At 52.8% G+C, this 15,957-nt stretch carries 9 protein-coding genes; 8 read left to right on the top strand and 1 reads right to left on the bottom strand.

Annotation, left to right across the window (positions count from 1 at the left end):
• Positions 1-15 precede the first annotated feature (15 nt).
• From CRP01_RS06210 to CRP01_RS06195, 4 genes are all read left to right on the top strand, one after another.
• Positions 16-1,497 (top strand): RagB/SusD family nutrient uptake outer membrane protein, encoded by a 1,482-nt coding sequence (locus CRP01_RS06210; protein WP_099149140.1) that lies wholly within the window; start codon positions 16-18, stop codon positions 1,495-1,497.
• Between the two features lie 149 nt (positions 1,498-1,646).
• Complete coding sequence (locus tag CRP01_RS06205; protein ID WP_170110254.1) at positions 1,647-5,012, top strand: FG-GAP-like repeat-containing protein; 3,366 nt, start codon at positions 1,647-1,649, stop codon at positions 5,010-5,012.
• 32 nt (positions 5,013-5,044) lie between these two features.
• Positions 5,045-6,604 (top strand): sulfatase, encoded by a 1,560-nt coding sequence (locus tag CRP01_RS06200; protein ID WP_099149138.1) that lies wholly within the window; start codon positions 5,045-5,047, stop codon positions 6,602-6,604.
• An 88-nt stretch (positions 6,605-6,692) separates the two neighbouring features.
• Positions 6,693-8,282 (top strand): sulfatase, encoded by a 1,590-nt coding sequence (locus CRP01_RS06195; protein ID WP_099149137.1) that lies wholly within the window; start codon positions 6,693-6,695, stop codon positions 8,280-8,282.
• Positions 8,283-8,556: 274 nt separating this feature from the next.
• On the opposite strand, the gene CRP01_RS06190 is transcribed toward CRP01_RS06195, so the two are convergent.
• Positions 8,557-9,954, bottom strand: a complete 1,398-nt coding sequence (locus tag CRP01_RS06190) for a type III PLP-dependent enzyme domain-containing protein (protein WP_099149136.1) — start codon at positions 9,952-9,954, stop codon at positions 8,557-8,559.
• A 123-nt stretch (positions 9,955-10,077) separates the two neighbouring features.
• Here CRP01_RS06190 and CRP01_RS06185 point away from each other — a divergent pair, with 123 nt between their 5' ends.
• The 4 genes from CRP01_RS06185 (at position 10,078) to CRP01_RS06170 (ending at position 15,944) form a co-directional block, all read left to right on the top strand.
• Entirely contained in the window at positions 10,078-10,551 is a 474-nt protein-coding gene (locus CRP01_RS06185) for a pyrophosphohydrolase domain-containing protein (protein ID WP_099149135.1), read from the top strand.
• 180 nt (positions 10,552-10,731) lie between these two features.
• A complete protein-coding gene (locus CRP01_RS06180; protein ID WP_099149134.1) occupies positions 10,732-11,334 on the top strand; it encodes an RNA polymerase sigma factor in 603 nt (200 codons plus the stop codon).
• A gap of 121 nt (positions 11,335-11,455) precedes the next feature.
• Positions 11,456-12,490 carry a FecR family protein gene (locus CRP01_RS06175; protein ID WP_099149133.1) on the top strand — a complete coding sequence of 345 codons (1,035 nt, stop codon included), beginning with the start codon at positions 11,456-11,458 and terminating at the stop codon, positions 12,488-12,490.
• Positions 12,491-12,563: 73 nt separating this feature from the next.
• On the top strand, positions 12,564-15,944 hold the full coding sequence (locus CRP01_RS06170) for a SusC/RagA family TonB-linked outer membrane protein (RefSeq protein WP_099149132.1): 3,381 nt from the start codon (positions 12,564-12,566) through the stop codon (positions 15,942-15,944).
• Positions 15,945-15,957 lie beyond the last annotated feature (13 nt).

Here is a 15,957-nt window from a genome sequence, read left to right as displayed (position 1 = left end):
AAAAATGAATCTATCATGAATAGAGTATTTAAATATTCCTTTTTACTGTTGTGTCTGCTGGTGGTGCTGCCTTCCTGTAAGGATATCCTGACGGAAGAACCGACCAGTTTTCTGACCCCGGGGACTTTCCCGGCGAATGAAAAAGATGCGATCGCGGCTACCAATGCCGCCTACTCCCGGCTCTACGGGAGTATTATTTCCTTTTACTACGCGTTCACGCCGAGTGACGTTTCCTTCCAGGGACGGCACAATACACGGCCGGTATCCTATTTCACCAACCTGACCTCTCTGAATGGGGATGCGGTAGTGATGTGGCAGCAGAATTACCAGGGCATTGCCCGGGCCAATACGGTGATCGAACTGGTGCCCGAGGTGGAAATGAACACGGAATTGCGCGCTCGCCTGGTGGCGGAAGCCAAATTCCTGCGGGCTTTTTATTATTTTGAGCTGGTGCGGGTGTACGGCGGGGTACCCATTATTGACCGGGTACTCAGCGGACCGGATGAATTGATAGGTGTAACCCGCAACAGTGTGGAAGAGGTCTACGCGCTCATTGAGCAGGACCTCAACGACGCAATGGGCGGGCTTCCCGATGAGTATCCCGATAGCGATAAAGGACGGGCCACCAGGTGGGCGGCTGCTTCCATGTTGGCTAAAGTGCACATGACCCAGCAGGATTTCCGCTCGGCGGATGACATCCTGCAACAGATCATCAGCTCCGGCCAGTTCGGATTGGCGGCCGATTACGAAAGTCTCTTCGGAGAACAGGCCGAACACCAGTTACTGCCGGATAAAGACGGAAACCTCGTCAACGAGAATGTTTTCGATATTCAGTGGAAACAGGACGAAAGAGGGGATTTCATCCAGAACTGGGTAGGATCCCGGGATGTGGAAGTCGGTGGTACTACCGCGATCGGCGGTGGCTGGGAAAACATGCTGCCCACTCAGGACTTCCTGCTGATGTTCGAAGAGGGCGATAAGCGGAAAGCGATCAGTTATGTGACGGAACTGGACGGCAATGTGCTGGAATCTCCGCGTACGCCGGGTGCCGGACCGATCACGGGTAAATACCTGAACCGCAGCGGGGCACCGCCCAAGAATAATAACGGTGGACAAAACACTTATCTATTCCGCTACTCGGATATCCTGCTTTTGCGCGCCGAAACCGAAAATGAACTGAACGGACCTTCGGGGGCCTATGCCTTCATCAATCAGGTCCGGGATAGAGCCGGTTTGCCTGCTTTGGAAAGCCTGGACCAGGAAGGCATGCGCCTGGCGATCCGTAAGGAGCGGGCCACCGAGCTGAGTTTTGAGGGACACCGGAAATGGGATCTGCTGCGCTGGGGCATTTTTGTACCCACCATCCGCAATACCATCGAGCCGGCTATGGAGATCCCCCGGAACAACATTCAGGAGTTCCACGTACTCATGCCCGTACCGCAGCGGGAGATCGATATTTCCAACGGATCGATCACTCAGAATCCGGGTTACGAATAAATCCGGTCTTATCCAGCCGGGCCGGAAAAGCGCGCCGGCTGGATATGGGATTTTCACTAAAAACCTATTCGGAAAACTCCGCAGGGGGAGCGGCTATCTTGGCCGGCTCCCGGCGTGTTTTCCGGATAGGTTTTACTAAAATGATCGTCATGTATAAGCTTTTCCTGTCCCTCATCCTGGCCGGACTGCTCTGCTCCTGCCAACGCAATGCCAACAATACCCAAACTGCATCCGGTCCGCTGTTCAGCCTCCTGGGCCCCGAAACCACCGGTATCCAGTTTCGTAATGACCTCCCGGAAAGCCTCTATATGAACGGTCTGTTCTACGAATACTATTACAACGGCGCCGGTCTGGCGGTTGGTGATTTCAATAATGACGAGCTGCCGGATATCTATTTCGTTTCCAATCTGGGCAACAATGAAATGTACCTGAACCGGGGTGATCTGCAGTTCGAACTGGCGGGCGAAGCTACCGGAGTAGCCGGTCGGGCGGGATTCCCAACCGGGGTGACCACCGTGGATATCAACCACGACGGTTGGCTGGATATTTACGTTTGTGCTTCCGGTAAATTCCGGGACCCCGATAAAAGACGCAATGAACTTTTTGTCAACCAGGGGCCGGGACCGGACGGTCAGCCGCAGTTCCGGGAAATGGGAGCTGAATACGGTCTGGACCTCGAAGATCTCTCCACCCAGGCGGCCTTTTTTGACTACGATCGGGACGGCGACCTGGACCTGTTCCTGATCAATCACGATGTGGATATCTACGGGGATGAACAACTGGAGGAATACCAGCATACGCCCAGTGTACTCAGTGGAGAGCGGCTGTACCGCAATGACGACGGTCGTTTCGTCAATGTGTCGGCCGCAGCGGGGATCAGGGATAATCGCCTGAGTTACGGACTGGGCCTGGCGATCGGCGATGTAAATAATGACGGCTGGCCGGATGTATATGTGGGCCACGACTTTTCCGGAGAGGATCATCTGTATATCAATCGGGGTGACGGGACCTTTTCCGAACGGATCAAAGAATCCATGCGGCATATATCCAATTTCTCGATGGGGAATGATCTGGCGGATTTTAATAATGACGGCTGGCTGGATATCATGGCGGTGGATATGGTTTCCGAAGACAATTACGGCATCAAAACGAGTATGAGCGGGATGAATCCCGACAAGTTTTTTCATCATGTCGACCTCGGCCTGCACCATCAGTACATGTTCAATACCCTGCAACTGAACAACGGCGCAAGCGGAGCGGAGCAGACACCGTACTTTTCGGAAATGGCCCATCTGGCCGGAGTGTCCAACACGGACTGGAGCTGGGCACCACTCTTTTTCGATATGGATCTGGACGGGGATAAGGACCTGTTCGTCGGGAACGGTATCAAACGCGATTTTCGAAACAATGATTTTGTGCGTTACCACAAAGCCCTGCGGGCCGAATTGGCGGAAAAAGGCTCCATCGATGAAGAAGCCTACATCAAGGAAGTGATGGCCAAAATGCCGGAACGCAAAAAGGTCAATTATTTCTTCCTGAACAATGACGATCTCACCTTTACCAAAATATCGATAGACACCCTGCCGGGAAGCTCTAACGGAGCTACCTATGCCGATCTCGACAATGACGGGGATCTGGATATGATCACCAATAATATGGACGATCTGGCTTTTGTTTACCGCAATAACAGTACGGAGCAGGGTAGGGGGAATTATCTGAAGATCCGTCTGGAAGGCCCCGCCGCCAATCCCCTCGGCATCGGCACCCGGGTGCAGATCGTGGATCAACTTCGGACCCAGACTCTGGAACATCAGTTGACTCGCGGCTTTCAATCCGCTGTAGCTCCGGGCCTGCATTTCGGGCTCGGACCGGTGGATCGCATCGATCTGCTGACGGTGACCTGGCCCGATGGGAAACGGCAAGAATTGACGGATCTTCCGGTTAATCAAACGCTGAATCTGCGCTACGAAGACGCTACTGCCGAAGGCACGAAATCCGGCCCCGCTGCACCCTTATTCGATCTGGTCAGTACTCCGGGTAAGGCACCGGTTTATCAACACCGGGAAAACGAATTTGACGATTTTGCGCGGGAAAGTCTGCTTCCGCACCGGATGTCGCGTTTTGGTCCGGCCCTAACCGTTGGAGACATCAACGGTGACGGTCTGGACGATGTATTTGTCGGCGGTGCGGCGGGTTTTGCGGGCAAGCTTTGGCTGCAGGATCCGACGGGCGCTTTTGCGTCCGTCCAGGAAGAACTTTGGATGGGAGAAAGCGCCTTCGAAGATGTAAGCGCGCTCTTTTTTGATGCCGATCAGGATCAGGATCTCGATCTCTACGTGGTCAGCGGCGGCAATGAAATGAAAGAGGGGCATCCCTATTATCTGGATCGTTTTTACGAAAATGTCGACGGTAGTTTCCGGCGTTTGCCTACCGTGCTGCGGGGAAAACCGTTCAGCGGATCCTGCGTGGCTGCTTCCGACTACGACGGCGACGGTGACCTCGATCTATTTGTGGGCGGCAGACAAAAGGCAGGCAAATATCCTTATCCGGTCAGCAGCCGGATCCTGGAAAACCGGTCGCAGTCGGGACAAATCGTCTTTGAGGCCGTTGCGGCAGACCTGGCGCCCGGCCTCACCGAACTGGGAATGGTAACTGATGCTGAATGGGCGGACCTGGACGGGGATCAGCGGGACGAACTTATCCTGGCGGGCGAGTGGATGCCGCTTACCGTTTTGCAGTGGACCGGTGAGCGTTTTGAGAACCGGACCGAGGACCTGGGCCTCAGCGAACAAACCGGTTGGTGGTTCTCGGTGCAAACCGCCGATATGGATGGCGACGGCGATCTTGATATCCTGGCCGGTAACCTCGGCCTCAACTATAAATACAAGGCCAGTCCGGAGGAGCCCTTCGAAGTATATGCCAATGATTTTGACGCCAGCGGAAGTATTGATATCGTACTGGGCTATTACAACCAGGGCGGCCTTTATCCACTGCGCGGCCGACAGTGCTCTTCCAACCAGATGCCGTTTATCAAAAAGAAATTCCCGACCTACGATGCCTTCGGAAAAGCTGAACTGAAAGAGGTTTACGAGCCCGAAAAACTGGCGGAATCCGTCCATTACCAGGCCCGGAACTTCGGGACCACTTATTTCGAACAAACGGCGGACGGTACCTTCAAACCGCATATACTGCCATCCTACGCTCAGCTATCCTCCACCAATGCCGTGCTCATCCACGATTTCAATCGCGATGAACATCCGGACCTGCTGCTGGCCGGCAATCTGTACAGTTCCGAGGTAGAAACTTCCCGCAATGACGCCGGTTATGGCGTATTCCTGGCGGGTGACGGAACGGGCAAATTCTCCGCCCAGATGCCCTATGAGAATGGACTGTACTTGCAGGGTGACGTCAAAGCTGCTGCGAAGATCCGTCTGGCCGGCGGTGATCTCGGATTGCTGTTCGCGACCAACAACGGCCCACTGCAACTCGTGCGCGTACGGGAACCGGCTTTATAGGATGCCGGCAAGAGTTACCAAAAAATAAGCTGATGAATAAACGATGGATAAATCTGGTGGTCCTGTGTGGACTGGGGCTACTATGGGTACCTGCCTGCTTTCCGGCTAAAGAAACGGCAAGCCGGGAAACAACACCCAATATTGTGCTATTTCTGGTCGATGATATGGGCTGGCAGGATACCTCCGTCCCTTTCTGGGACCAGGCTACGGATTTCAACCGGCTTTACCGGACACCGAATATGGAGCGCCTGGCCCGGGAGGGCATGAAATTCACCCAGGCCTATGCGGCCAGTGTCTGCTCTCCGACCCGGATCAGTCTGATGTCCGGTATGAATGCCGCCCGGCACCGGGTAACCAACTGGACGCTCCGCCGAAATGCCACCAACGACCGGGCCCATCCGGATCTGGAACTTCCGCAGTGGAACGTCAACGGTATCCAACCCGCAGACAGCATCGAACGATCTACCTACATCACCCCTTTACCGGAATTGCTCCGGCAGGCCGGGTATTTTACCGTTCATGCCGGAAAGGCCCACTTTGGTGCGGTCAGTACCCCCGGGGAGGATCCCCGTCAGTTGGGTTTTGATGTCAATATTGCCGGTCATGCCGCCGGTGGCCCCGGAAGTTATCTGGGAAAGAATAATTTTAGCGCAGCCTGGCGGGACGGCGACCGGATCTGGGATATTCCCGGTTTGGAAAAATACCACGGGCAGGACATCTTCGTGACCGAAGCCATTACCCGGGAAGCATTAAGTTCAGTCGATCGGGCCGTATCGGCCGAACAGCCGTTCTACCTCTACCTCGCTCACTACGCGGTGCATACGCCGCTGGAAGTGGACGATCGTTATTACCAGACCTATATTGATCTGGGCCTGGATGAAAAAGAAGCGCGCTATGCGGCAATGGTCGAGGGGATGGATAAAAGTTTAGGAGATGTGATGCAGTACCTGGATGAAAAGGGAATTGCCGACAATACCATTATCCTGTTCATGTCCGATAACGGCGGCCTGAGTGCCGTGGGCCGGGGCGGTACCCCGCACACGCACAACCTGCCACTATCCAGCGGAAAGGGATCAGCCCGGGAGGGCGGGATCCGGGTCCCGATGCTGGCGAAATGGCCGGGAGTGACCCCGCCCGGTTCCACCAATGAGCAGTATCTGATCATCGAGGATTTTTTTCCGTCTATTTTGGAAATGGCGGGTATCCGTAAATTCGAAACGGTACAGCCGGTAGATGGGCAAAGCTTCGTACCTTTATTGCACGGGAAAAATCAGTCTACCGGAGACCGGCCATTGTTCTGGCATTTTCCGAACAACTGGGGACCTTCCGGTCCGGGTATCGGCGCTACTTCCACGATCCGCAAAGGCAAATGGAAATTGATCTATTACCACAATGATCAGGCATTCGAACTTTTTGATCTCGACGCAGATATCGGAGAGACCCAAAATCTGGCCGAAAGTTTTCCCGACCGGGTGAGGTCCCTGGCGACCGAACTGAGCCGCTACCTGGAATCGGTAGATGCCCAGATGCCCCAGTATAAAGCCACCGGCGAAAAAGTGCCGCTGCCCGCAGCGGCAGATCATTTCCCGTAAGCGGTAAAGTAACCCGACTTGCCGTCTGAACCTCATTTTTATTCGAATAAAGGAACCTTAAATCTGTTCTAAGTTCAAACAACCAACTATGACAAAAATTACCGGCTACCTTTTGCAGGTAGGAGCAATTTTTCTTCTCCTTTTTACCGCCTGTCAGTCCGCTGAGGACACCGAGGAAACCCGCCGCCAGCCGAATGTACTCTTCATTCTGGCGGATGACCTGGGCTACCACGATCTCAGTTGCATGGGCAGCAAATACTACGAAACGCCTAATATCGACCGGATCGCCAATTCGGGTATGGTCTTTACCAACGGCTACGCCGGTTGCCAGGTGTGCAGTCCGTCGCGGGCCAGCATCATGTCCGGCAAGACGCCCGCCCGCCACGGCATCACCGACTGGATCGGTGCCCGTACGGGCGAGGAATGGCGTAAGGCCGGTCGGCACAATAAACTCCTGCCGCCGGAATACGTACACAACCTTCCCCACGATTATACGACACTACCCGAAGCGATGAAGGAGGCCGGCTACAAGACCTTCTTTGCCGGTAAATGGCACCTGGGCAGTGAAGGCTCCTGGCCGACGGATCACGGCTTCGATATCAACCGTGGCGGCTGGGACAAGGGAAGCCCCATCGGTGGTTACTTCTCCCCCTGGGAGAATCCCAACCTGGAAAATCAGGAAGACGGAGAGAACCTTTCGATGCGGCTGGCTAAAGAGACAGTCTCCTTTATCGAAGCCAACCGGGATACGTCCTTTTTTGCCTTCCTCTCCTTTTACGCCGTGCACGGTCCCATCCAGACTACCCGGGAAAAATGGGCCAAATACCGGGAAAAGGCCGCTGAAATGGGGATCGCCGAATCCGGTTTTGAAATGGGCCATTTCCTACCCATTCGCCAGGTGCAGGACAATCCGGTTTATGCCGGTCTGGTGGAAGCGATGGACGACGCGGTCGGCCGCGTACTGGACGCCCTCAAGATCATGGGACTGGATGAGAACACCATCGTCGTTTTCACTTCGGACAACGGTGGGGTGGCCGCCGGCGATGCTTTCGCAACTTCCAATCTGCCGTTGCGGGCGGGCAAAGGTTATCAGTTTGAAGGTGGTATCCGGGAACCCTACTTCATCAGTGTGCCCTGGATGAATTCCGGTGGCGAGACCTGCGATGTACCGGTAAACGGGACGGACTTCTATCCGACGATTCTGGATCTGGTCGGTGCGGACCTGCGGCCTTCCGAGCATTCGGACGGTGTGAGTCTGTTGCCTCTCCTGGAAGGGGAATCGATCGGGGAACGGGCGCTGGTCTGGCACTATCCGCACTACGGCAACCAGGGCGGAGAACCGTCCTCCATCATCCGGGAAGGAGAATGGAAGCTGATCCATTACTACGAAGATGGCCGGGAGGAACTGTACAACCTCAAAAACGATCTGGAAGAAACCACCGATATCGCCGCCGACCATCCCGACCGGGTGACGGCCCTGAGCGAAAAGCTATTTGCTTATCTGAACGAAGTGGGCGCCCGCTATCCCGAAAAGGATCCGGAATACAGCGCAGCGGCGGAAAAGGCCTATCTGGAAAAGGTGGTGAACGAACGCTGGCCGCGGCTGGAAGAGCAGCGGCTTAATTTCCTGTCGGAAGATTACGATCCGGGGAATAAGTGGTGGGGAAGTGAAGAGTAGCTTCAAAAATTACGGTGCCCGGCAAATTGTATCAGGGTAGCATATTTTTTACCGCAAAGGCGCTAAGCCGCAAAGATTCAGAGCCGTCTTCTTCGAGAAAATTTGCATTCGAAAATTTTTTGAAGTACTTCCCAAACGGGACCGTACCGGAAGCGACCCGCACAAAAAACTTAGCGGCTTGGCGTCTTTGCGGTGATCCTTTTTGTCTTATTGCCCAAACACATATGGCAGATTGCTGCCGGGCACCGTAAATGTCCGCACTAAAGGAGCCTGATCAATACCCCAGGATCTTTAGCATATCATTAGCCGATTGTTCCTCCTGGTAGAGGGTGTCGACCAGGTTGCCCTGCTCGTCACGATCGAGGATGATGTGTTTGGGAGAAGGGATCAGGCAGTGCTTGATGCCGCCGTAACCGCTGATACTATCCTGGTAGGCTCCGGTATGGAAGAAGCCCAGATAAAGCGGTTCCTCGTCATTAATGTCGAATTCCGGCAGGTAAACCTGACTTTCGTGGATCTCCGAATTGTAATAATCCGAGTTGTCACAACTCAACCCACCGATGTTGATCCGGCGGTAATCGTTGTGCCATTTATTGATGGGCAGCAGGATGAAACGCTCACCGATACCCCAGGAATCGGGTAGGGTAGTCATCAGCGAATTGTCGATCATGTACCACATCTCCGAGTCGTTCTGTTGCTTTTGCGCCAGCACGGAAAAGATGGTAGCCGCCGATTCGCCGACCGTATATTTGCCGAATTCGGTGAAAATATCCGGTTCTGGAACGTCCTCCTCTTCACAGGCACCCAGTACATTGGATACGATCTCCCGCACCATATATTTGTAATCGAACTCAAAGCCCAGGGAATTGCGAATGGGCATACCGCCACCGATATTGATCGCGTGCAGATCTTCTGACTGGCGTTTGAGTTCACAGTAAAGCTTCAGTGCTTTTTTTAGTTCGCCCCAGTAGTAGAGCGAGTCTTTGATGCCGGTATCCACGAAGAAGTGCAACATCCGCAGTTTGAACTTGGGATTGTTGGCGATCTTTGCCTGGTAGAAAGAGAGTACGTCGGCACCCCGGACGCCCAGGCGCGAGGTATAGAACTCAAAATTGGGTTCTTCCTCGGTCGCTACCCGGATACCGATATTGCACTGCCCTTTGACGTGTTTGGCGTAATAGTCGATCTCGTTGACATTGTCGCAAACCGGGATCACGTTCACAAAGCCGTCGTGGATCAGGCCCACGATCTTGGCCATGTAGGATTCCGGTTTGAAACCGTTGCAAACGATGATAATATCCTTATCGATCTTACCCTGCTTGTGCAGCCGCCTCACCAGATCTATATCAAATCCGGAAGAAGTCTCCAGCTTGACGTCGTGCTCCAGGGCTTCGTTGAGCACATAGCTGAAATGACTACTTTTGGTGCAATAGCAATAATGGTATTTTCCGGCATAACCTAAGGATCGCATCGCCCGGGTAAACAGATTACGGGCTTTTTTGATTTGAGATCCAATCTTGGGCAGGTAGGTTAACTTGAGAGGTGTGCCGTATTTTCTAATCAGATGGATCAACGGAATACCGTTGAATTCCAGATATCCGTTTTCGATATCAAAACCCTCCTGTGGAAAATAGAAGGTTTGGTCAATCAGATCAAAGTACTTATTAGTCACAGTTGCGGATCATGAATTATGGTGTCAAAAAATCTTCGCAAAAGTAGATTAAAATAGGTAGAAATGCAGTGATAGGGTCGAATAATTTTTTCCTTACATTAGCGCTTCAAAAAAAAGATAAGTATGGATAAGATCGATGCCCTGAATCAAGTTGCCGCTTTCCATCGCACTTTCAAGCATCCCATTGAGTCCGAGCCGGTCATTCCGTCGGAAGACCGCTGTCGCCTGCGGGTCAATTTGATCGCCGAAGAGCTGAAAGAACTGGAAAAGGCGATCCAGGATAATGACCTGGTGGAAGTAGCCGACGCCCTGTGCGATATTCAATATGTACTCTCCGGTGCCGTGCTGGAATTCGGCCTGGGGGATAAATTCCGGGAACTCTTCGATGAGGTGCAGCGCTCCAATATGAGCAAAACCTGCAAAAGCCTGGAGGAAGCCGAAGCAACGGCCACTTATTACCAGGAAGAGAGAGGTTTCGACAGCTATATCAAAAAGGAAGGAGACGTGTATCTGGTGTACCGCACTACGGATCACAAGACCCTGAAGTCGATCAATTATTCTCCGGCGGACCTGGAAACCATATTGAATAAAAAGTAAAATTTGCAGCGCAATTTTGCCGCTTTTTATCCCAGTTTCCCCAAGTCACCGGATGCCGCAAAAAGGCATTAATCCCCGTACCGGCATCAATAATTTTATAATTCCCAAATAAAAAGGAATAATAGCTGGCGTAATGGTACTTGAAAGAAGTTTTGTACCTTGGTGAGAAATTGTTTTTAAATGCAACACTGGGATGACCATCAGCTTTTTTCGGCCCTGTGCCAGGGGCAAAAAGAAGCATTATCGGTCCTGTTCCTGCGATATCACAGCGATTTGCTTCACTATGGCCAACACGTTGTACCCGACCGGGTACTCGTGGAAGAGGCTATTCAGGAACTGTTCATCCACCTGCTCGAAAAAGGGGCTGACCTTCCGGAGGTCAGTTACGTAAAAGCCTATCTGTTCCGGGCCCTCCGCAACCGCCTGCTGCGCCGTATTCAACGCGAACAAAGCAAAAAAAATAAAGAGTTGCTCTGGATGGGAACCCTTAAAAACAGTTTTTCCCAGGAGGATATCCGCTTTGAAGAACTAAAAGACTCCAAAGTAAGGGAAGTGCTGCTCGAAGCGCTGAATAGCCTGCCCTGGCGGCAACGGGAAGCGATCTATCTGCGCTACTACAACGGGCTCAATACCCGGGAGATCGCCGAGGTAATGGGCACCGCCAACCAGACCGTACTCAACACCCTGCACCAGGGCTTGAAGAAGATCAGGAACTTCCAGAAGCTCAAGAAATTTGTGGGTTATCTCTTCCCCTGGCTCCTGCTGTATCTCACCAGTATTTAGGCTTCCGCCTACTCCTTTTTCAAAAAGATCAAATTTTTTTTCGAAATCGATAGTATGAAATGACTATCCGTGTATCCTATTGATAACTCGCACGAATTATTGATTGAGATACCAAGCATAGATGAACCTGAACCAGGAGCAATTAGATCTACTCGAAAAGTGGCTGGACGACCCCAGCTTCCACAACTGGGCCAAGCAGACCAACGATACGGATATCGCCCACTGGGAACACTTCTTTAACCTGCATCCCCGGCTTCAGGCCCTGGGAGAGACCGGCAGGTCCTTAGTCATTGGCGTACCCTTTCAAAAAGTCCCGGTTGATGAATCGGAAGACCGGGCGGCGCTCGATCAACTCCTGCAACGCCTGGAACAAAAGGGGGGATCGGGCCGAACTAATCGCGAAGCCCGCCTTCGAAAACTACGACCCGGGCGGCGGTGGATAGCGGTTGCCAGTATAATATTAGTACTGACAATAGGCTGGGGCATTTACCGCAGCGAATTTGCCAATAAGCCGATCCAATTATCCACCGACTACGGGGAACAGTACCAGACTCAACTTCCGGACGGCTCCCTGGTGCATCTCAATGCCAATTCCCGGCTTACCTATTACCCGGACAAGCCCCGGAAAGTCTGGCTGGAAGGAGAGGCCTTTTTCGAGGTGCAGAAAAAAGCTGCCACCGGAGCCACTTTTCAGGTGATCACGGAGGACCTGGCCGTAACGGTACACGGGACCGCTTTCAACGTCAATGCCCGCAATGATCAGACCAAAGTATTCCTGGAAGAAGGTAAAGTAAGCCTCCAGGTGGCCGACCCGGAAAGGTCCAGGATCGATATGCAACCGGGAGACCTGGTGAGTTATTCCAAGAAACAGAACAATTTGCTGGAAAACCAAAAGGACGTTTCCGCCCTGGAATCTGTCTCCTGGAAAGACGGCACCCTGATCTTTAAAGAGACGCCATTGTCCGAAGCCCTGCCGGAAATTGAAGAGATATACGGGATCGAGTTTGTCGTATTGGAAGAAAAATTGCTGGACGAAACCATCGGGGGAGGCGTCCCGATCCGGGACCTGCAGGTGACGCTGCAAACCCTGCGCGACGTCTACGGATTACGGATTGAAGCGGACGGAAACCGCTACCTGATCAGCGGCGTGGAATAGAGCAGAAAATACTGGAGCAGACCGAAAGGCCTACCCCAGACTAATACTTATATAATAATAAACACACAAATTTATGGAACTAAAGGCAGGTTTCAAGCAAATCCTGGTGATTATCCTATTATGTATAGGTCTATCGCCCCTCCCGGGAAACAACTACCTCCCGCAAAATCAGCCTCTAAACGAGGTGCTGGACCAGATCAGCGAAAAATATCAGGTCATCATCACCTACAACGCCAAGTTACTTTCCAACATCAAGGTCAAATTCGAGTTCAAAGCCGACGAATCACTGGAGGTAGCGGTGAACCGGGCTTTGAACAGTACGGGTTTGCGCTACAAACAACTCACGGAAAAGTATTACGTCGTTTTCAAAGAGACCCGATCCAACAAGAAGAATATCAAAAAGCTACAGCGGAAATTTAAACAGATCCAAAAGCTGGAGCAGGAGGAAAATCTCCAGGTGCAGCAAAACATCGATAACCACCGGGGCCGACGGCTGGGGGCAATCCTCAACGCCGCGGAAGAAGCTCTGAAGGAGCGGGATATTACCGGAACCGTTCTGGACGAAGAGGGGCTTCCCCTGATCGGAGCGAGCGTCAAGGTCAAAGGCGCCGCAACGGGTACCGTCACCGACCTGGACGGAAAATTCTCGCTGACCATTGCGGATGACGTTAAATACCTGGAAGTTTCCTACATCGGTTACACGACGCAGGAAATTGCCATCGGTAATGCGTCGATCGTGGAAATCGTGCTGTTGTCCAATGTAACCGAACTGGATGAGATCGTGGTGGTGGGTTACGGTACGCAGCAAAAATCGGATCTGACCGGTTCGGTGGCCCGGGCAAATATCGAATCCTTCCGGGAGTCGCCGAATGTGAGTGTGGTCCAGTCGCTGCAGGGAACGGTACCCGGGCTGAACATTGGACAGGTAGACGCCACGGGCGAGAACCCCAGTATCTCCGTGCGGGGATCCACCACCATCAACGGTAATCAGAACGTACTCATCGTGGTGGATGGCATCATTTTTACCGGCAGCCTCAATGAACTGAATCCGACCGACATTGAATCCATCGACGTCCTGAAGGATCCCAGTAGTATGGCTATTTACGGAGCGCAGGCGGCGAATGGGGTGATCCTCATCAAAACCAAGGGCGGTAAAAAAGCGAGCAAACCGGCCTTCACTTACACGGCTTCCTACACCACACAAAACCCCAGCAATGAACTCACGGTCTTTGACCGGGAAGGCTTTATCAATAAATCCTTCGACATTGACTGGGAAACCTCCTTCGAAGCGCCGGACTATACCCGGCTTAGATCAGACTGGACCTACGATGATATCGTCACGGACCCTCCCTTGCGGGCCGGTTTTGAGAACGGTACCAACTACGACTGGTGGGATAATGCCACCAATTCCGGCTACATCAACGCGCACAACCTGAGCGTGCGGGGTTCGGAAGGCAAGGTGTCTTACTTCCTCAGTGGCGGTTATACCGATCAAAAAGGATACATCCTGAACGACGAATTCCAGCGGGTCACCACCCGGATCAATATTGAGAATGAGATCCTCGACTGGTTTACCATCGGCGCTCAGACTTTCGGTTCTTTCTCCGATTACAGCGGTACTTCTCCTTCTCTCGGTCTGCTCAGCCGCATGACCCCGCTGGTGACGCCCTGGGATGATAACGGGGAATTCATTCCTAATCCGAACGGGGCCAACCTGGATAACCCCTTCCTCTTTTCCCTGGCCGATGATTTTGACAAACGAAACAGCATCTTCGGTAATTTCTTCGCCGATATTGATGTTCCCTTCATCGAAGGGCTCAACTTCCGATTGAATTTCGGGAATAACTACCGCTGGAATCGCCAGTACAATTCCAACACCTACGCCAACAGCGCGGCCGGCAGTGCCGATAAGATCAACAACAGCTGGTACGACTGGACCCTGGACAACATCCTGTCCTACAAGCGGACCTTCAACGAGATCCACAATCTCGACGTGACGCTGGTATACGGAAGAAGAGAACGTTTTTTCGAACAAACGGCGGCACTCGGCTCCAATTACAACAATTTGCGATTGAGTTATAACGATCTTGGTCTGGGTGGGATCCAGTTGATCAATTCCAGTGCCTGGAACGAAAGCTACATCTACCAGATGGGCCGGATCAACTACAAATTCAACTACAAATACCTGGTGACGGCAACCATCCGGAGAGACGGATTTTCCGGCTTTGCCCGAAACGAAAAAACGGCCTTGTTCCCCTCGCTCGGTCTCGGCTGGGTGATCAGTGAAGAGCCTTTTATGGACGCTTCCTGGATCAATAACCTCAAACTGAGATTCTCCTACGGTACCAACGGCAACCTGGTGGGAAGATATTCCTCCCTCGCCCGCCTGGCCTCCTTTCCGGCCTACGTGTTCGGGGATGGCGGAACCACGCTGTTCGGGCAGGAGATCCAGAACCTGGCCAATCCCAACCTGAGTTGGGAAACGACTACCGGTTCCAATTTTGGTCTGGATTTCATTCTCTTTGATAACAAGCTCTCCGGTTCGATTGACTACTACGCGACTACCACTTCCGATCTGATCTTCGACGTGTCGATCCCGCAGATCACCGGCTTTAACCGCATCACCACCAATGTAGGAGAAATTGATAATCGCGGTCTGGAACTGACGCTCAATACGACCGTCATGAACCGGAGCGACTGGAACTGGAATGTAACCTTTAATCTGGCTTCCAACCAGAACAAGATCGTTTCCCTGATCGATCTGGATGCCGATGACGACGGGCAGGAAGATGATCTGGTGGCCAGCGGTTTGTTCCTCGGGGAATCCATCAATTCGGTCTTTACCTACGAGTCGGACGGCATCATCCAGCTGGGAGAGGAAACCCCCACCGGTTTTTTTGTCGGCACCCACCGCATCGTCGATCAGAACGGTGATGGCGCCATTACGCCCAACGACCGGGTGATTATCGGTCGTCAGGAGCCGGCCTACCGTTTCGGTATTCTGAACGAGATCAAATTCAGGAACTTCACTTTCCGCTTTTTCATCAACTCCATTCAGGGCGGCAAGGACGGTTATCTGGGGCGCAATATGCTGGACGGTTTCGGTAGTGGCGACAATATCCGGCGGAACAACTTCTGGACGCAGTTCGATTACTGGACGCCGGCTAACCCCAATGCCCGTTACCGCCGACTGGACCAGGAGCCCGCCGTTGATTACATCTACTACGGGGATCGCAGTTTCATCCGCCTGCAGGATATCACGCTGGCTTACGATTTCGACGGAGACTTTTTGCAGGGGATCGGTTTTGACCGGCTCAAGTTATTTGTAAGTGGTAAAAACCTCAAGACCTGGACCCAATGGGAAGGCTGGGACCCGGAAACGGGACTGGGTTTCGGAGCCAGCGGCCGCCCGGTACTGAAGGGTATTTCGGTGGGACTTGATGCAACTTTTTAGTGTTGAAATGCTG

This window comes from Flavilitoribacter nigricans DSM 23189 = NBRC 102662, assembly GCF_002646595.1.
Taxonomy (GTDB): domain Bacteria; phylum Bacteroidota; class Bacteroidia; order Chitinophagales; family Saprospiraceae; genus Flavilitoribacter; species Flavilitoribacter nigricans.
The sequence above is the reverse complement of the archived record's forward strand: the minus strand, read 5'-3'. Positions and strand labels throughout refer to the sequence as shown.

Excerpts from the sequence above, each read along its gene's own strand:
- CRP01_RS06210 (WP_099149140.1), top strand. The coding sequence starts at position 16 with ATGAATAGAGTATTTAAATATTCCTTTTTACTGTTGTGTCTGCTGGTG.
- CRP01_RS06205 (WP_170110254.1), top strand. The coding sequence starts at position 1,647 with ATGTATAAGCTTTTCCTGTCCCTCATCCTGGCCGGACTGCTCTGCTCC.
- CRP01_RS06200 (WP_099149138.1), top strand. The coding sequence starts at position 5,045 with ATGAATAAACGATGGATAAATCTGGTGGTCCTGTGTGGACTGGGGCTA.
- CRP01_RS06195 (WP_099149137.1), top strand. The coding sequence starts at position 6,693 with ATGACAAAAATTACCGGCTACCTTTTGCAGGTAGGAGCAATTTTTCTT.
- CRP01_RS06185 (WP_099149135.1), top strand. The coding sequence starts at position 10,078 with ATGGATAAGATCGATGCCCTGAATCAAGTTGCCGCTTTCCATCGCACT.
- CRP01_RS06180 (WP_099149134.1), top strand. The coding sequence starts at position 10,732 with ATGCAACACTGGGATGACCATCAGCTTTTTTCGGCCCTGTGCCAGGGG.
- CRP01_RS06175 (WP_099149133.1), top strand. The coding sequence starts at position 11,456 with ATGAACCTGAACCAGGAGCAATTAGATCTACTCGAAAAGTGGCTGGAC.
- CRP01_RS06170 (WP_099149132.1), top strand. The coding sequence starts at position 12,564 with ATGGAACTAAAGGCAGGTTTCAAGCAAATCCTGGTGATTATCCTATTA.